The organism is Enterobacter sp. 22452 (assembly GCF_052045065.1).
Lineage (GTDB): Bacteria > Pseudomonadota > Gammaproteobacteria > Enterobacterales > Enterobacteriaceae > Enterobacter > Enterobacter mori.
This window is the reverse complement of record NZ_JBQEOB010000004.1, coordinates 335,807-353,779: the sequence shown is the minus strand read 5'-3', so window position 1 is coordinate 353,779 and position 17,973 is coordinate 335,807. Positions and strand designations below refer to the sequence as shown.

General features: G+C 52.9%; 15 protein-coding genes, 1 tRNA gene and 1 pseudogene. 7 read left to right on the top strand and 10 right to left on the bottom strand.

The features are described from left to right. The first annotated feature begins 289 nt into the window (after positions 1 to 289). Positions 290 to 1,528: an Nramp family divalent metal transporter gene (locus ACTJJA_RS14220; protein ID WP_440668497.1), complete on the top strand. Its 1,239-nt coding sequence runs from the start codon at positions 290 to 292 to the stop codon at positions 1,526 to 1,528. Between the two features lie 34 nt (positions 1,529 to 1,562). Here the strand turns inward: ACTJJA_RS14220 and ACTJJA_RS14215 are convergent, their stop codons facing one another. Together ACTJJA_RS14215 and mgrA are read right to left on the bottom strand one after the other, a co-directional pair. After that, positions 1,563 to 1,916: a DUF2502 domain-containing protein gene (locus ACTJJA_RS14215; protein WP_148400472.1), complete on the bottom strand. Its 354-nt coding sequence runs from the start codon at positions 1,914 to 1,916 to the stop codon at positions 1,563 to 1,565. A 133-nt stretch (positions 1,917 to 2,049) separates the two neighbouring features. After that, complete coding sequence (gene mgrA / locus ACTJJA_RS14210) at positions 2,050 to 3,039, bottom strand: L-glyceraldehyde 3-phosphate reductase (protein WP_440668496.1); 990 nt, start codon at positions 3,037 to 3,039, stop codon at positions 2,050 to 2,052. A gap of 185 nt (positions 3,040 to 3,224) precedes the next feature. On the opposite strand from mgrA, the gene ipdC reads away from it, so the two are divergent. Next, positions 3,225 to 4,883, top strand: coding sequence for an indolepyruvate decarboxylase (gene ipdC / locus ACTJJA_RS14205; protein ID WP_214598013.1), 1,659 nt, complete (start codon positions 3,225 to 3,227; stop codon positions 4,881 to 4,883). Here the strand turns inward: ipdC and ACTJJA_RS14200 are convergent, their stop codons facing one another. Next, the gene (locus ACTJJA_RS14200; RefSeq protein WP_440668495.1) at positions 4,884 to 6,119 is read right to left on the bottom strand and encodes an ion channel protein; all 1,236 of its coding nucleotides are present in this window, start codon (positions 6,117 to 6,119) and stop codon (positions 4,884 to 4,886) included. A gap of 205 nt (positions 6,120 to 6,324) precedes the next feature. Between ACTJJA_RS14200 and glk the strand changes: the two genes are divergently transcribed. After that, positions 6,325 to 7,290 (top strand): glucokinase, encoded by a 966-nt coding sequence (gene glk, locus ACTJJA_RS14195; protein WP_440668494.1) that lies wholly within the window; start codon positions 6,325 to 6,327, stop codon positions 7,288 to 7,290. Between the two features lie 35 nt (positions 7,291 to 7,325). Here the strand turns inward: glk and ACTJJA_RS14190 are convergent, their stop codons facing one another. Then, positions 7,326 to 8,057, bottom strand: coding sequence for a LytR/AlgR family response regulator transcription factor (locus ACTJJA_RS14190; protein WP_010433183.1), 732 nt, complete (start codon positions 8,055 to 8,057; stop codon positions 7,326 to 7,328). 13 nt (positions 8,058 to 8,070) lie between these two features. Then, positions 8,071 to 9,768, bottom strand: a complete 1,698-nt coding sequence (locus ACTJJA_RS14185; protein WP_174340867.1) for a sensor histidine kinase — start codon at positions 9,766 to 9,768, stop codon at positions 8,071 to 8,073. A gap of 387 nt (positions 9,769 to 10,155) precedes the next feature. Between ACTJJA_RS14185 and alaC the strand changes: the two genes are divergently transcribed. Continuing rightward, positions 10,156 to 11,391, top strand: coding sequence for an alanine transaminase (alaC, locus tag ACTJJA_RS14180; protein WP_108416665.1), 1,236 nt, complete (start codon positions 10,156 to 10,158; stop codon positions 11,389 to 11,391). A 56-nt stretch (positions 11,392 to 11,447) separates the two neighbouring features. Here alaC and ypdK read toward each other — a convergent pair whose 3' ends face one another. Together ypdK and lpxP are read right to left on the bottom strand one after the other, a co-directional pair. Next, a complete protein-coding gene (gene ypdK / locus ACTJJA_RS14175) occupies positions 11,448 to 11,519 on the bottom strand; it encodes a membrane protein YpdK (RefSeq protein WP_099458937.1) in 72 nt (23 codons plus the stop codon). Positions 11,520 to 11,876: 357 nt separating this feature from the next. Then, entirely contained in the window at positions 11,877 to 12,794 is a 918-nt protein-coding gene (gene lpxP / locus ACTJJA_RS14170; protein WP_010433190.1) for a kdo(2)-lipid IV(A) palmitoleoyltransferase, read from the bottom strand. A gap of 350 nt (positions 12,795 to 13,144) precedes the next feature. On the opposite strand from lpxP, the pseudogene ACTJJA_RS14165 reads away from it, so the two are divergent. Continuing rightward, a pseudogene (locus tag ACTJJA_RS14165) lies at positions 13,145 to 13,637 on the top strand (diguanylate cyclase); the annotation flags it as partial. Between the two features lie 28 nt (positions 13,638 to 13,665). Here ACTJJA_RS14165 and ACTJJA_RS14160 read toward each other — a convergent pair. Continuing rightward, a tRNA-Arg gene (locus ACTJJA_RS14160) sits at positions 13,666 to 13,737 on the bottom strand. A gap of 75 nt (positions 13,738 to 13,812) precedes the next feature. Beyond that, positions 13,813 to 14,742, bottom strand: a complete 930-nt coding sequence (locus ACTJJA_RS14155) for a formate/nitrite transporter family protein (RefSeq protein ID WP_440668493.1) — start codon at positions 14,740 to 14,742, stop codon at positions 13,813 to 13,815. A gap of 315 nt (positions 14,743 to 15,057) precedes the next feature. On the opposite strand from ACTJJA_RS14155, the gene mlaA reads away from it, so the two are divergent. After that, the gene (gene mlaA / locus ACTJJA_RS14150) at positions 15,058 to 15,810 is read left to right on the top strand and encodes a phospholipid-binding lipoprotein MlaA (protein WP_010433199.1); all 753 of its coding nucleotides are present in this window, start codon (positions 15,058 to 15,060) and stop codon (positions 15,808 to 15,810) included. A 44-nt stretch (positions 15,811 to 15,854) separates the two neighbouring features. Here mlaA and fadL read toward each other — a convergent pair whose 3' ends face one another. Further along, entirely contained in the window at positions 15,855 to 17,138 is a 1,284-nt protein-coding gene (fadL, locus tag ACTJJA_RS14145; protein ID WP_120157765.1) for a long-chain fatty acid transporter FadL, read from the bottom strand. 372 nt (positions 17,139 to 17,510) lie between these two features. Here fadL and ACTJJA_RS14140 point away from each other — a divergent pair, with 372 nt between their 5' ends. Beyond that, positions 17,511 to 17,795 (top strand): YfcZ/YiiS family protein, encoded by a 285-nt coding sequence (locus ACTJJA_RS14140; protein WP_010433204.1) that lies wholly within the window; start codon positions 17,511 to 17,513, stop codon positions 17,793 to 17,795. The last annotated feature ends 178 nt before the right edge of the window (positions 17,796 to 17,973 follow it).

Here is a 17,973-nt window from a genome sequence, read left to right as displayed (position 1 = left end):
AAAACGAGATCAAGAACACACTATAGTTACATCCTGTGACGAGTCTCAAAAATAGTGATCAACAATACATTTTTGTTATGTTAGGTAAATGAGTGAAAAGTTAAGTTTGTGTGCTAGGCTTCACAAAAGTGTGCGCTAACTCTGTTTCATTTAGAGCACCCGCATCTCACCTGCCCATCTATCGTCAAAAGCTATCAGAGAAATCATTACAAACCTTACAAATGATCTTGATAATCATTCTCATTTTGATAGCATTAAACATAGCAAAGGCTATATTTCAGAGGCAGAAATGACAAACAGTCGCGTAGAGGGTAGCAGTGGCAGAGCAGCGCGCAAGTTGCGGTTCGCATTAATGGGACCTGCGTTCATTGCTGCCATTGGCTATATCGATCCGGGTAATTTTGCGACCAACATTCAGGCCGGAGCCAGCTTCGGCTACACATTGCTGTGGGTGGTCGTCTGGGCTAACCTGATGGCCATGCTGATTCAGATGCTCTCAGCGAAGCTCGGCATTGCCACGAGCAAAAACCTGGCAGAGCAGATCCGCGACCATTACCCGCGTCCGGCGGTTTGGCTGTACTGGGTCCAGGCTGAAATTATCGCCATGGCAACCGACCTGGCCGAATTCATAGGGGCTGCGATTGGATTTAAACTGATCCTCGGCGTGTCGCTGTTGCAAGGGGCTGTGCTGACCGGGATTGCGACTTTCCTTATTCTGATGCTGCAGCGCCGGGGACAGAAGCCGCTGGAAAAAGTCATCGGTGGTCTGCTGCTGTTTGTTGCTGCAGCCTATATTGTGGAGCTGATCTTCTCCCAGCCGAATCTGGTGCAGCTGAGTAAAGGGATGGTGATCCCAAGTCTGCCCACCTCCGAAGCGGTATTCCTGGCTGCTGGCGTCCTCGGGGCGACCATTATGCCGCATGTGATTTACCTGCACTCCTCCCTGACACAACATCTGCACGGTGGAACCCGTAAGGAACGCTATTCCGCGACAAAATGGGATGTCGCGTTTGCCATGACGATTGCCGGTTTTGTGAATCTGGCGATGATGGCCACCGCCGCTGCCGCTTTCCACTTTAATGGTCACACGGGGATTGCCGATCTCGATCAGGCTTATCTGACGCTGGAACCGTTACTGAGCCATGCCGCAGCAACGATATTTGGCCTGAGCCTGGTGGCTGCTGGCCTCTCTTCCACGGTGGTAGGCACGCTGGCGGGACAAGTGGTGATGCAGGGATTCGTGCGTTTTCATATTCCGCTGTGGGTGCGTCGCGCCGTCACCATGCTGCCGTCGTTTATTGTGATTCTGATGGGACTGGATCCTACCCGCATTTTGGTAATGAGCCAGGTCCTGCTGAGTTTTGGTATTGCCCTTGCTCTGGTGCCGTTGCTGATTTTTACCAGCGATAAAACACTGATGGGCGATCTCGTGAACTCGACGCTGGTGAAAAGGACCGGGTGGGCGATTGTGGTCGTGGTGGTGACGCTGAATCTGTGGTTGTTAGTCGGAACCGCGCTGGGTCTTTAAAACAAAAAAAGGAGCCAAAAGGCTCCTTTTTACGTTAGTGACGATGGCCGTGACCACCGTGACCATGTTTACCACCGTGTCCGCCCCAGCCGCCACGACGGTCATCGCGATCGTTCCAGCCTTCACGGTAGCCGCGTTCATAGGCGTTGTTTTTATACCAGCCGCGATGCCGACCATTATCATGCTTGCGCCAGCGGTCACCACGCCATTCATAATGACGGTTCCAGTAATCACGGTCGCGCCAGTAGCCACCGTCCCAGTATCTGCCGTAGTCATCACGATCGCCAATTTGTAATTTTACTGATGGCAACAGGGTGATCTCGCCAGCATTGGCGACCAGCGGGGCAGAAGCCATTAATACCGCTGCTAAAATCAGTGACCTGAACATACTCTTCTCCTTCACGATCGGGGCCTTGTGGGCCTGTTAACGCAATATTACGAGTTGGTAAAGCCTCGTTTCATCGCCTCAACTCCGAATTCACAGATAAGAGCACTTTTTGCTAAAGTCGGCTTTAATTTGTTCAGGCCAGAATATCGTCGATCCGCGTCAATTCATCTTCCGAGAAATGGCGATTGTCCAGCATGCCCACCGCGTCATCAATTTGCGCGGTTTTACTGGCCCCAATCAGTACAGACGTCACAGTATCGTGGCGTAAAATCCAGGCCAGAGCCATCTGCGATAGCTTCTGACCGCGGCTTTCGGCCAGGGCGTTTAACTTACGCACTTTTTCCAGCTTTTCGTCGGTGAGCTGATCCGGGTTCAGGAACGTGCTGCCGCTGGCCGCACGGGAGTCCGCTGGAATGCCGTTCAGATAACGGTTGGTTAATTGACCACCCGCGAGAGGAGAGAAGGGAATACATCCCACTCCTGTCTGCTGCAGTACATCCAGCAAACCCGCTTCAGGGGCACGCTCAAACATCGAATATTTAGGCTGGTGGATAAGACAAGGCGTACCGAGGTCGTGAAGGATTTCAATTGCCTGGCGCGCCAGTTCCGCAGGATAGTTGGATAACCCGACGTACAGTGCCTTGCCCTGTCGCACCAGATGGTCGAGCGCTTTCATTGTTTCCTGAAGCGGTGTTTCCGGGTCCGGGCGGTGATGATAGAAGATGTCGACATACTCCAGCCCCATGCGTTTCAGGCTCTGATCCAGACTCGATATCAGGTATTTACGCGAGCCCCAGTCGCCGTAGGGACCGTCCCACATGGTATATCCTGCTTTCGTCGAGATAATTAACTCATCGCGCCAGGGGAGAAAATCTTCCAGCAAAATGCGCCCGAAATTACGTTCAGCTGAACCGGGAGGAGGGCCATAGTTGTTGGCAAGGTCGAAATGCGTAATCCCCAAATCGAACGCGCGCTGTAAAAGTTGACGGCTGTTTTCGATGAGTGTGGCATCGCCAAAGTTATGCCAAAGCCCAAGCGAGATGGCGGGCAATTTCAGTCCGCTTTGTCCGCAGCGGCGATACTCCATTGTCTGATAACGATTTTTATCCGGCTGATAACGCATGATCGTGACCTCTGACGCTGATAAGAAAAACGTGTGTATACGGTTACACTAGCGCGAAAAAAGAGAGAATAGCGCAGCATTTTTTGTAAAGCATTCTTTCCAACTCCTTCTTACTGCCTTTTCTGGACAGCCATCACGCTTATTTAATACTCAAGGTGAGAACAACATTAGAAGGATACCTGTTTATGCGTACCCCATACTGCGTCGCCGATTACCTGCTGGACCGTCTGACTGATTGTGGAACCGATCATCTGTTTGGCGTGCCGGGCGACTATAACCTGCAGTTTCTCGACCATGTAATAGACAGCCCGGATATCTGTTGGGTGGGTTGTGCCAACGAACTTAACGCGTCATATGCCGCAGACGGCTATGCCCGATGTAAGGGCTTTGCCGCGCTGTTAACCACATTCGGCGTCGGAGAGCTAAGCGCCATGAACGGGGTGGCGGGTAGCTTTGCCGAACACGTTCCCGTGTTGCATATTGTGGGGGCGCCGGGAATGGCGGCGCAGCAAAAAGGCGAGTTATTGCACCATACCTTAGGTGACGGTGAGTTCCGTCATTTTTACCATATGAGCGAACCCATCACCGTCGCGCAGGCGATACTGACCGAACAAAATGCCTGCTACGAAATTGACCGCGTGCTGACCACCATGCTGCGCGAACGCCGTCCGGGCTATTTAATGTTGCCTGCGGATGTGGCGAAAAAAGCCGCGACGCCACCTGTAAGCGCTCTCACCGTTAAGCCTGTTCACGCGGACAATGCCTGTCTCAAAGCGTTTCGTGATGCCGCCCGGAGTCGCCTGGCCATGAGCAAACGGACCGCGCTGCTGGCCGATTTTCTGGTGCTCCGCCATGGGCTAAAACCTGCGCTGCAGAAATGGGTGAAAGAGGTGCCGATGGCACACGCCACCATGTTGATGGGGAAAGGGATTTTTGATGAGCGTCAGGCGGGTTTTTACGGTACTTATAGTGGTTCAGCGAGCGCGGAGCCGGTCAAAGAGGCGATTGAAAGAGCTGACACAGTGCTGTGCATTGGTACGCGGTTTACCGATACCCTGACCGCCGGGTTCACTCACCAGCTCACTCCCGCTCAGACCATCGAAGTGCAGCCTCATGCTTCCCGCGTGGGCGACGTCTGGTTTACGGGCATTCCCATGCTGCAGGCGATTGAGACGCTGGCAGAGTTATGCAAACAACATGTGCATGAAAGCCCTGCACCCTCGACACACAGTGGTTTTTCCTGGCCTGCAGAGGGCGCTTCACTCACGCAGGAGAACTTCTGGAGCACGCTGCAAACCTTCATTCGCCCCGGCGACATTATTCTTGCCGATCAGGGTACCTCGGCGTTTGGCGCGATCGATCTTCGCTTACCTGCGGACGTTAATTTTATCGTTCAGCCGCTCTGGGGGTCGATTGGCTACACGCTGGCGGCGGCCTTTGGCGCGCAGACGGCATGCCCGGACCGGCGCGTGATTGTCCTGACCGGGGATGGTGCCGCACAGCTGACGATTCAGGAAATGGGCTCAATGCTGCGCGATAAGCAGCACCCGATTATCTTGGTGCTCAACAATGAAGGGTACACGGTTGAGAGGGCCATACACGGACCTGAACAGCGGTACAACGATATCGCCCTGTGGAACTGGACGCAGATCCCGCAGGCACTGAGCCTGGATCCTCAGGCCGAATGCTGGCGGGTCAGTGAAGTCGATCAGCTGGCGGACGTGCTGGAAAAAGTGGCGCACCATGAGCGGCTTTCGCTCATTGAGGTCATGCTGCCCAAAGCGGATATTCCCCCGCTGTTGGGCGCGATAACCAAAGCGCTGGAGGCGCGAAATAGCGCCTGATCACTTATCGTTTCGCCAGGCCATCATCATCGGTTTGCCCGCCAGCAGGAGCCAGGCGGGCAACATCACGATACAGAGCAGAGGGAAGAGGGTAGAGTCAGGCACCACGACGGCGGCCATAAACAGGCTTAGCCATGCATCCCGCGTCACTACCAGTACCAGCCCCAGAATCGAGCACGAAACGGTTATCGCAGCCGGAACGGCGTCCACATGCTCGTGCAACATCAGACCTAACGCTACCCCGACAAACACCGCCGGGAAGATGCGTCCGCCTCGAAAACCGCACGCGGCGGCCACGACCAGCGCCGCCAGCTTTATCACCGCAAACAGCAGATAATCCGACACGCTAAACACCTGACTGAATGCCAACTGCTGCATTTCCTCCAGGCCTTTAAACAGCGTCACTTTGCCGCCGATAGCGCCCAGAATGCCGAGAAGCAGCCCCCCGATACCCAAAATTAGCACCGGATGTTTGAGCTTATGCATCAGCCGATGCAGGCGCGGAAGACACCATACCGCGACCATGCCCAGCGCAATGGCGATGGCGACCACAATTGCGCCGCTAAAAATGTCCGCGACCTGCATCTGGCCATAGTGGGGGAGAGGGAGAGAGAAGTGGGGATGGAAAAACAGGCTGGTGGTCAACGCACCGGCAGCGGCGGCCATCAGCGGCGCAAAGAGTTTGTCCCAGAGCGGGACGTCATTATTACCGCTCAGCGTCTGGGAGAAGATCAGCGCGGCGGCGACGGGGGTGCCGAACAGCGCGCCGATGGTGCCCGCAGAGGCCAGGATCGTCCAGTCCAGCGCGTTGACGCGCGGTAAAATGCGCGAACCCAGGAAAACCGCCAGCGCGATATTGACCGCCATGATCGGATGTTCAGGCCCCAGGCTGACGCCGCCCGCCAGACCCACGATCAGCGCAACGATCAGTCCCGGCAGCGCTGCCGGGCTGACGGGCGCGCCGATCAGCGGTTCCTGCGCGGGATCGGGCCCGGCATGGTCCGGACTGAAACGAATCACCAAACCCACCACAATACCGGTGAGCGTCAGCATGACGATAATCCATACAGGAGAATCAGGGCTGAAGCCAATATTGGCAGGCAGGGCGGTCCATAACATCGCTTGCAGTACCGACGCGACTTTCATCACGACGATGAGCACCAGGCTTGAAGCAACGCCAATAACGAGCGCCGGTATTGCTAATAACAGCATGGTTCTGGCTCGCGGGTGGAGCATGATGATTTCCTTGTACAAAACGGTATAACGTTACTTTGCACAATCAGCTTTATGGCAATAGTGCAAAAGGTGCTGAAACGGTAAAGTTATTCTGTGACGAAGATCGATAATCCTGGGGCATTCACTTTCTGGTCGTTGTTGTTATCACGCCTTGAATTTACAGTGTTCCAAAGATTTATTCTGACTTTAGCGGAGCAGTAGAAGAATGACAAAGTATGCTTTGGTAGGTGATGTGGGCGGCACGAACGCGCGCCTTGCACTCTGCGATGTAAATAGCGGTGACATTTCCCAGGCGAAAACCTATTCAGGGCTGGATTATCCAAGTCTGGAAGCCGTGGTTCGCGTCTATCTTGAAGAGCATAAGGTCAGCGTCGAAGACGGCTGTATCGCTATTGCGTGCCCGATTACCGGTGACTGGGTGGCGATGACCAACCACACCTGGGCCTTCTCCATTGCCGAAATGAAAAAAAACCTCGGCTTTGCGCATCTTGAAATCATCAATGACTTCACGGCGGTATCGATGGCGATCCCGATGCTGAAGCCGGAACACCTGATCCAGTTTGGCGGCACGGCGCCGGTTGAAGGCAAGCCAATTGCGGTTTACGGCGCGGGAACCGGGCTGGGCGTCTCTCACCTTGTCCACGTGGATAAGCGCTGGGTCAGTCTGCCAGGCGAAGGCGGCCACGTGGATTTCGCGCCGAACAGTGAAGAAGAGGGCATTATCCTCGAAGAGTTACGTGCTGAGATCGGCCACGTTTCTGCCGAACGCGTGCTGTCGGGTCCCGGGCTGGTCAATTTGTACCGTGCGATTGTGAAATCTGATGGTCGTCTGCCTGAAAATCTGCAGCCTAAAGACGTGACAGAGCGCGCACTGGCGGACAGCTGCATCGATTGCCGTCGGGCCTTGTCCCTGTTCTGCGTGATTATGGGGCGTTTCGGCGGCAACCTGGCGCTGACGCTGGGCACCTTTGGCGGCGTCTATATTGCGGGCGGTATCATGCCGCGCTTCCTCGAGTTCTTTAAAGCCTCTGGTTTCCGCGGCGGGTTTGAAGATAAAGGGCGCTTCAGAAGCTACGTGCAGGACATCCCTGTTTACCTGATTGTGCACGATAATCCAGGGCTGCTGGGATCGGGTGCGCATTTGCGTCAGGTTCTGGGACACATTCTCTGATGGTCATTCCCCTCTCCTGCGGGAGAGGGGAATGCTCACAGGTGCATCAGCTGGCGAAACTCTTTTACCTTGCTGCGGCTCACCGGCACCTGAAAGTCGAGATCCTTCAGACGCAAAATATACGTGTTGTTAAACCAGGGTTCGATCTCGCGGATCTTGTTCAAATTGACGCAAAACGAACGGTGGCAGCGGAAGAAGTGCGCCGCAGGTAGCTTGCTGCAAAACTCGGTGATGTTCATCGCCATCACGTACGATTCACGTCGCGTATAGACAAACGTCATCTTTTCATGTGCTTCGGCGTAATAAATATCGTCGATAGGCGTGACGATGATCCTTTCATCCTTCACCAGATTGATGGTGTCATTCTCCCGGATAGCAGGGCTTGCGGTCGCAGGTGCGGCTTGCTGTTTCCATGCCGCTTCCAGCTTTTGCAGCATGCTGATAATACGCGACTCCTGATAAGGCTTGAGGATGTAGTCAAACGCTTCCAGCTCGAAGGCCTCCACGGCGTGCTCTTTCCACGCGGTAACAAAGACAATAAAGGGCTTGTGGGCAAACTGATTAATATTTTGCGCCAGCAGCACGCCATCCAGCGACGGAATATTAATATCGAGAAAAATGGCATCGACCCGGTTGTGCTGGAGGAATTTCAGCACGTCCAGGCCATCTTCGAAGGTGCCTACAATCTCCATCTGGCTGTGCGTTTTGATAAGCCAGCTCAGCTCCTGTTGAGCCAGAACCTCATCTTCCACAATGATGACTTTCATCTGTAACTCCGGCCTATGGCATCAGGGATATCGGTGCATGAACGGGGGTGCGTTCATTCGGCACGTAAAACGCGATTTCTGTGCCCGGCTCCAGGCGATGAATGTGCAGCCCGTCGCCGTACAGCAGTTTGACCCGGTGGTGGACATTCAAAAGGCCAATCTTATTGCCCGGCATTTCGTTAGATTCCACGCGTTCAATAACCTTTGGGTCGATACCGTGGCCGGTATCGCGCACCGCAATGCGCACGCGATTCCCGCTCTCGGTCACGCTAATGGTCACTACGCCTTTGCCTTTGCACGGCTGAATTCCGTGGACAATGGCGTTTTCCACCAGCGGCTGGATCAGCAGGCTTGGGATCACGCAGTTGACCTCTTCATCAATATCGTAAATGACGGTGAGCTTATCGCCAAAGCGGGCCTGCTCGATCGCGATGTAATCTTTGATTTGATAAAGCTCTTTTTTGATGTCGATCTGCTCGTCATCTTTCAATTCAATGTTGTAGCGCAGATAGCGTGACAGGTTGAAAATCAGCTGGCGGGCGGTGTCCGGATTAAGGCGAATGGAGGAGGAGATGGCGTTCAGCGCGTTAAACAGGAAATGAGGATTAATTTTACTTTGCAGCGCGCGTAGCTCTGCCTTATTTGCCATTTCGCGCAGCTGCTCCGCGCGCGAGACTTCCAGCTGAGTTGAGATGATTTGCGACAGACCAATCGCCATTTCCTGCAATGAGGAGGTGATCTGGTGCGCATGACAGTAGTAAATCTTCAGCGTGCCCGTGACGACCCCTTTCTCCCACAATGGGATCACCAGCATGGAATGTATTTCGGGCGTCCTGTGGGCTTCATCATTGTTTTTAATGATGATTTTACCGTAGTTGATCGCCTGTCGGGTGGTTGGGCTGATGGTGTCGTCGTTGTCACGATAGTTGTGCTCCCCGACGCCCACGTAGGCCAGCACGTGGTCGATATTGGTGATGGCGACGGCATCGGCGTGAATATCGCGACGGATGATATCGCAGACCTGGCGTAAAGACTCAACGTTAACGTGGCGGAAAAGCGGCAGCGTTTTGTTGGCAATATCGAGTGCCAGCTTGGCCTGACGTGCGGCGCTGGCCTCTTTTTCCCCTTCGACACTCTGCACCAGCAGGACAATAAAGCCGATGCAGACGCTGCCGAGGATCATCGGAATACCGATTTTCGAAACAATATCCAGCCCAAGAGCGGTCGTGGGTGCCCACACCACAACCAAAATCATGGTCAAGGTTTCACACACCATGCCCGCGATGATCCCGGCGCGCCAGTGCTGCTTTTTGGGGAATTTACGGTTAATCCAGCCGGACAGGATCCCGGCGATAATGCTGGTAATAAAGCACGGAATAGCCGTCACGCCGCCGATATCAATCAAATAGCGGTGTGTACCGGCAATCAATCCGGTGATCACCCCAACCCAGGGGCCAAACAGTATCCCGCCTGACATCACGGCGATAATGCGCACGTTGACCAGCGACCCTTCGACAGGCACGCCGGACCAGGTACTGAAAAGGGCAAACATCGAAAAGATGGCAGTGACGGCCAGCAGCTCTTTTGGCGAGTGCGCTGACTTGTGCAGAAGCTCGCGGAACAGGCGAATGCGAATGAGGAAAAACAGACAAATCAGCATTAGCGCTGCGCGATCAAATACCGCCAGCAGCATATCGAATATTTCGTGCACAAGTGAACCTGGAGAATCGGGAAAGAACCATGATAAAAAACCTGGCGCGTATTGACCAGCTATCCGTCAGGTTTATCAAATGAGGAAAAGCCACAATTTACAAAGGGGATTGTTCGGAAAGTTCTTCTGTCCGGCTGAATTTTTCTGAACGAAGCGCAGCGAGGTAATGGTTATGATAACACCATGTTAAATAACGGGTATTAAAAAACCATTTTACGTCATCAGCCTTCCGCTTTTAGCGACAGCAGGGTTCCTGTTTTAACGCGATATCTTTTTTTTACTTTCCCTCTCGACAGCATGTTTTTTTTCAGGTTATTTTCTAAGCACGCCACATCGGTGGCAGCGTCGCTCGGACGGTCCGGGCGCTAACGTTAATCTGAGGAATCTATGGCTGAATTCAGTCCTGAACGCCGTTTCACGCGTATCGATCGTCTCCCCCCTTATGTTTTCAATATCACTGCTGAGCTGAAGATGGCTGCGCGTCGGCGCGGCGAAGATATCATCGATTTCAGCATGGGTAACCCTGACGGCCCAACGCCGCCGCATATTGTTGAGAAACTCTGTACGGTTGCCCAGCGCCCTGATACGCATGGTTACTCAACGTCTCGCGGTATTCCTCGATTACGTCGTGCCATTTCCCGCTGGTACCAGGATCGCTACCAGGTGGACATCGATCCTGAAAGTGAAGCCATTGTCACCATTGGCTCGAAAGAAGGGCTGGCACACCTGATGCTGGCGACGCTGGATCACGGTGATACCGTGCTGGTGCCAAACCCCAGCTATCCGATCCATATCTACGGTGCGGTGATTGCTGGCGCGCAGGTTCGCTCTGTGCCGCTGGTGGAAGGCGTAGACTTCTTTAACGAACTGGAACGCGCGATTCGTGAAAGCTACCCGAAACCAAAGATGATGATCCTCGGTTTCCCCTCGAACCCAACGGCCCAGTGCGTTGAGCTCGAATTCTTTGAGAAAGTGGTCGCCCTGGCAAAACGTTACGACGTGCTGGTGGTTCACGATCTCGCCTATGCGGATATTGTCTACGACGGATGGAAGGCGCCTTCCATTATGCAGGTGCCGGGCGCACGCGATGTGGCGGTCGAGTTCTTCACGCTGTCGAAAAGTTACAACATGGCGGGTTGGCGCATTGGCTTTATGGTGGGTAACAAGACGCTGGTAAATGCGCTGGCGCGTATAAAGAGTTACCACGACTACGGCACATTTACGCCGCTACAGGTTGCTGCAATTGCTGCGCTTGAAGGCGATCAGCAGTGTGTACAGGATATTGCTGCCCAGTATAAGCGGCGTCGCGATGTGCTGGTGAAAGGTCTGCATGAAGCGGGCTGGATGGTGGAAATGCCGAAGGCATCCATGTACGTCTGGGCTAAAATTCCTGAGCCCTATGCGGCAATGGGGTCGCTGGAGTTTGCCAAGAAGCTCCTGCAGGATGCGAAGGTGTGCGTCTCGCCGGGCATCGGGTTTGGCGATTATGGCGATACCCACGTGCGGTTCGCGTTGATTGAAAACAGCGACCGCATTCGTCAGGCGGTCAGAGGGATTAAGAGCATGTTCCGGGCTGACGGGCTTCTCTCATCAAAAAATGTGGCTGAACAGCCTGAAACCTGACGACACAAAAAAAACAGGCGCCTTGAGCGCCTGTTTTTTTGACTGCATGTTCTTTGCTAGATCATCAGGGCAAAGGTTCCGGCCCAGACTAAAACAATCACCGAAATGCCCATAAAGAAATATTTCACGTTTCATCACTCCGCGTATCTTGTGGTACGCATTCAAAAACAGAGTCCACCTGATTATAGAGAGTTGAAATCGGGCTAAAACGGAAATCGGAATTATCCCGCTACGCCTCAGACTCCACCTCAGAATTCTGCGCTTCCCATTGTCAGACGGCGCTAATGTACGCCTAAAAATGGGGGGTGACAAGTGGGATTTTTCTAAATAATTTCCGATACTTACGAGTGTCGTGGAACGGCGACAGTTTGATTTCAGTACGCAATAAATTCCCGTTGAGCGACGCAGAAAAAAGACGGTTACTCAGGGGAATTACAGGTGATTGAAAAGGTTAGTTTCTTAGCGAAACTAACCTTCTGGAAGGCTTAGATATAGAGAGAGGCTTCGCCCAGCGGACGGGTTTTGAAGCGGCGGTGCATCCACAAATACTGCTCAGGTGCACGCATGATCTCGAACTCGATAACCTTGTTGATAAAGGTGGCGGCTTCACACTCATTTTCCGGGTAGTTCGCCATTTCCGGAGAGATGTGCAAGCGATAACCTGATTTATCCGCTTTTCTGACCATCGTTACGGTCAGCATGGCGGCACCGGAAAGGCGTGAAATCACAAAGGTGCCATTGGTCGTGGCAACGTCTTTAACCGCGAAGAAAGGCGCGAAGCTGCTGCCTTTACGGCCATAATCCTGATCGGGTGCAAACCACACGGCCTCACCTTTTTTCAGCGCACCGACCATGCCGCGCAGATTGTTACGGCTGATCATCGCCTTGTTTGAGCGCATACGGCCGCGAGTCTGAACCCACTCCATCAGCGCGCTGTTGTGCGGACGGTAGGTAGCCATCATCGGCTGGCAAAGCCCCATCACGCGTCCACCGAGTTCGAGGGACATAAAGTGAACCCCGACGACCATCACGCCCCGATTCTGTGCCTGGGCACGCTTCAGGTTATCCAGACCTTCTACATCAAACCATTTACGCACGCGTTCATCAGGCCAGAACCAGGCCATACCGGTTTCCAGCAATGCCATGCCGATAGATTTAAAGTTTTCAGCGATCAGCTTTTCGCGCTGCTGCGCATTGTAGTGCGGGAAGCAAAGTTCAAGATTTTTACGTGCGATAGACTCGCGACGTTTAAGGAAATAGCGCGATGCGCTGCCGAGTCTTGAGCCCAGTATGCGGATCACCGGGTAAGGAAGCTGAACCAGCAACCAAAGTACGCCAAGACCAAACCATGTAAACCAGTAACGCGGGTGCAAGAACGCGCGTTTGAATGAGGATTCAGACAAATTAGAGGAACCTTTGTAAAACCGGTAAAAGTAGCGCGCTTAGCGATACCACGTGCCTATTAGACCGTAGTGCAAGGTCATGGTTGCAGGCTTTACCGATCTTTACGGCGTTACCTGGCCATAGCTGACATTGGATGGGCGGTATAATGTAGCACCCTTATACGTTATGTGCTATTACTCGTTTTTGATTAAAAAAGCGGCGATTTCCGAGAGGCTTGATTTTGCTATTGTTATAAATAAGCGAAAGTCACTCTTTTGAGGGCGTTGACGATGGATACATATCTGCAAACGGTGAAAGATGAGTGGGTGCAACTGCTCAATGAAACTGACTCACACATTCATCAACGTAGTTTGACGAGGCCTTTAATGAGGTTCGCCATGCTGACGATGCGCTTCGTGACAGGTCCCGGCAGGTCAAATTTTTGCGGCAGGTGCTTAACACCCTCTCGCAAATCGTTACCCTGCTGCGTGAGCTGTTTGATGAGGTTTCCCGCCATGAGATGGGCTCACCCGACTGCTGACCCGTCGCTTCCTGCCGACCATTTTTGAACGTGAAATCATCCATGCCACCCGTGTCGGTACGCCGCTGTCGGCGCTACTGATCGATGTTGATAAATTCAAGCAAATCAATGATACCTGGGGCCACAATATGGGTGATGAAATCCTGCGAAAAGTGGCGGGTGCGTTTTATAACAACGTTCGCGCCTGCGACTACGTATTTCGCTACGGTGGCGATGAGTTTTTAATTGTGCTAACGAACGTCTGATACAGGCAGCGGATGAAGCGCTGTATGGTGCAAAACGACGCGGGCGGAACTGTGTAGAGTTGTGGAAAATGCAGTGATTTTTTATGAAGTCAGGAAGAACGAAAGTGTCCCCTGCAGGAATCGAACCTGCAACTAGCCCTTAGGAGGGGCTCGTTATATCCATTTAACTAAGGGGACGAGGCGGCACGAGTATAGCGTTATTTACACTTTGCGTTAAGCGCATTGCCGCCTGACTGCTCAAAGAGTCACCATTCAGGCCGATTTTTTTGCCGATTTTTCATTATCTTCCTGCGCCTTGAGCTCGGCCTTACGCTTGTTCGACATATCATTGCGGATTTGCGCGTGGCTCAACAGCGCGAAGATAAAGGTCCCGCCGCAAATATTGCCCGCCAGCGTTGGCAGGGCGAACGGCCAGAAGAAATCGCTCCAGTGTAGCGTGCCATTAAAGACCAGATAGAGAATTTCAACGGTACCTACCACGATGTGCGTGGTATCGGCGAGCGCAATCAGCCAGGTCATCAGGATGATCACCACAATTTTTGCGCTGCCTGCCGAGGGGAACATCCACACCATGGTGGCGATGATCCAGCCGGAGATAATCGCATTCGAGAACATCTCTAAGGGCGTGTTTTTCATCACATCCATGCCAATTTTTACAAACGCATCCCGGGTGGGCTCATCAAATATCGGCATATACTCAAAGGCCCAGGCTGCGATGCCTGTACCAATGATATTTCCAAGCAATACCACGCTCCAGAGCCGCATCAGCAAGCCGAAATTGCCCAGGGTAGGGTTTTGCATCACGGGCAGCACGGCAGTGACGGTGTTTTCAGTAAAGAGCTGCTGGCGCGCCATGATGACGATGATAAAGCCGAAGGTGTAGCCAAGATTCTCCAGTAAAAAGCCACCCGGCACGCCCTCCAGCTGGACATGAAATATGCCTTTGGCCAGCAGCGACGCCCCCATCGAGAGACCCGCGGCAATCGCCGACCAGAACAGGGCCATGGCATCGCGTTCCATCTCCTTTTCGCCATCCTGGCGTATATGTTCGTGGATCGCCATCGCACGGGAGGGCAGGCGATCTTCGTCAATTTCTATCTTCTCGCCACGCTCTTTTTCTTCACTCTCAATTTCTACGTCCTGATTGTTCTCGCCAATTTTTTCTTCGCCCACTTCTTTCATAACCGCTCCTGGAGGATGAACTTTCTTTAAAGCGTAGCGGCTTTTATCGTGATGCCTGTGGGGATGCTCTTAAATTGGTGGCAATGGCAACAAAGGTGATACATCTCTTTCAAAGACATTATAAAATTGCCAGCGAAACGAATTCCTAAAGCCAGGCTATGCTGAGATCAGAGTGACGGTGGTTACTGCCCGTAATTGTGCTCATAGACATCGGGAAACGTGCTGTTACAATCACTTGCACGTTTTCATACGGAGCGACAGATGCTCCGTTACGGATGGCAATCAACGATAGCCATACTGAACAGGGAGATAATTATGAAACTTCGGCTGTCGGCGCTTGCGCTGGGCGCGACGATGCTTGTGGGCTGCGCCAGCTCCGGGGAGCAAACGGGACGCTCCGATCCTCTTGAAGGATTTAACCGCTCGATGTACAGCTTCAACTATAACGTGCTGGATCCGTATGTGGTCCGCCCGGTAGCGGTGGCATGGCGCGATTATGTTCCACAACCTGCGCGTAATGGATTAAGCAATTTCACCAGCAACCTGGAAGAGCCTGCGGTAATGGTGAACTATTTCCTGCAAGGTGATCCGTATCAGGGGATGGTGCACTTTACGCGCTTCTTCCTGAACTCCCTGCTGGGTATGGGCGGCTTCATTGATGTCGCTGGCATGGCAAACACAAAACTGCAGCGTGAACAGCCGCACCGTTTCGGCAGCACGCTGGGGCATTACGGTGTCGGTTATGGTCCGTATGTGCATCTGCCGTTCTATGGCAGTTTCACCGTGCGTGATGATGGCGGCGATATGGTGGATACGCTTTATCCTGTGCTGTCATGGCTGACCTGGCCGCTGTCGATTGGTAAGTGGACGGTGGAAGGGATCGAAACGCGTGCGCAACTGCTGGACTCTGACGGTCTGCTGCGCCAGTCTTCCGATCCGTATATCATGGTGCGTGAGGCGTACTTCCAGAACCATGACTTCATCGCCAATGGCGGCAAGCTGAAGCCGGAAGATAATCCGAACGCGAAAGCCATCGAGAACGAACTCAAAGATATCGATTCGGAATAAATAAAAAAGGTGAGCGATGCTCACCTTTTTTGATCCCTGCGCGATTAGAACGCGTAGTTGAAGTTGGTACCGAACAGCCAGGCTTTACCTTCAGAGGTGAACTCGTAAGGGCCTTCCTGGAACGTCACTTTCTGACCGTGCATATAAGAGACGCCAGCGTCGACTGACGCATTCTCGTTGAATGCATAGGTTGCACCAGCACTCAGCCAGAAGCGGTCCTGATCCGGGATGGAGATGGAGCGCTTATCAGCCGGAACCGGGCTATCATCAAACGCGATACCGGTACGGAATGTCCAGTTGTCGTCCATATAGTAGGTTGTACCCAGCGCAATACGGTATGCGTCGTGGAAACTTTCGTCCTTATAGAACAGCGTCTGACCATTGCTGCCGGTCGCTTTCAACTCTTCGAACTGACTCCAGCTGGTGTATGCCAGGCTATAGTGAATAGCCCATTGTGGTGCGACGCGGTTGTAACCGGAGACTTCCCACATTTCTGGCAGATGCAGTGACAGTGAACCTGGTACGGTCTGGTTTGACGTGCCCCACGGGATGGTGGTGCCTGCACCCGGAACCATGCCGTTTACAGGGCTCAGGATGCCGCTTTTGTAATCGCCATCGAAATCAATTTTCACTTCTGAGCGATAGGTCAGACCCCAGCGGTTATTTTTGTCCAGCTCATATAGAATACCCGCGTTCCAGCCGTAGCCCCACTCATCGCCCTTCAGGCTGGCGATCTTGTTGCTGTTTTTCGGCAGAGCGGCAGTTTGTTCACCGGTATAACGCTCAATTTTGGCATCAGCGTAGACGGCATCAAAGCCCAGGCCGAAGCTCCAGTTGTCATTGAGACGATACGCGCCGCTCAGGTTCAGGTTGAGGGTAGTTAAATCGGTTTTGCCCCCGTATTCGCCTGCCGGGTAATTGTTATTGAACTCGGTTGCCAGACCATAGTTAGAGGTGACTGATGCACCCCAACCAAATTGTTCATTAATCGGCGCAACGAAGTGCAGGTTAGGTACCCACGCTGTCGGCGCAATGTTATCCGCTTTCAGGCTCGCGCCAGTGAAAGGCGATTTGCCGGAAATATTGACATCAGGATCGATGTAAACCGCACCAGCAGAGAAGGTCGGACGATCGAACATCATGATAAGCGCAGGGTTACGACTTGCGTTACCTGCGTCATCAGCAATAGCGCCTTCCCCGGAATATGCACGGCCAAGGCCAGAGGAAGAAAATTCGTTTAACTGGAAGCCCGCTGACCAGGCGGACGTTGAGACGATTGCCACTGCGACTGCCAGCGCAGTCTTTTTGAACAGGGTTTTCTGGCTCATGACCATAACCTCATTGAGTTATTTTTATTCAATAATTGTTACATACCGTAACAGGAGCGCGAAGTGTAGGGTCTGAGGTATGACATACAAATCAGACCAGTGGCGTGAGTATAGGTCTGACCAGCCAATATGTTGCAAGTTTGTTTATTAATATTTTCAAACATGTTTCTTGAAACGAGATCTGGTTGGCAAAATTGTGACCAGCGAGACTCACCCGAAAGGGTGAATTTTGTTTTAGATCATTTTTTAGTGTGATATTGCTCACTTATCCGATTTTGCGTCATTAACGGCTGGAGAGAGCCAGCGGCGGGGCGTAAAATATCAGCATCGTGTTTATCTCGCGCTTTGCGCGAATACAGAGGAAATTGAGCTATGAGTAAATGCAGTGCTGATGAAACCCCGGTTTGCTGCTGTATGGATGTTGGCACCATCATGGACAACACCGATTGCACCGCGTCTTACAGCCGTGTATTCACTAGCCGTGCCGAAGCGGAAGAAACCCTGGCCGCGCTGAGTCAGCGTGCGCGTGAAGTCGAATCCGATCCGTGCGAAATCAAGTCGACCTTTACCGAAGTGGAAGGTGGCGTGAAGCTGGACATCGATTTTGTTTTTGCGTGCGAAGCTGAAACGCTGATTTTCCAGCTGGGCCTGCGCTAATTCCAGCGGTCTGGTGCCCTCACCCCAACCCTCTCCCACGGGAGAGGGCGCAAACATCAAAAACGGTAACCTCAGGGTTACCGTTTTGCTTTTACCTCGGGGCATTTTCTTTTTCTTCTCTGTGTTTTAGCTCGCATTTTTATGCTTCCCCGATTGGCTGAATGTAAAAAAATGGTTA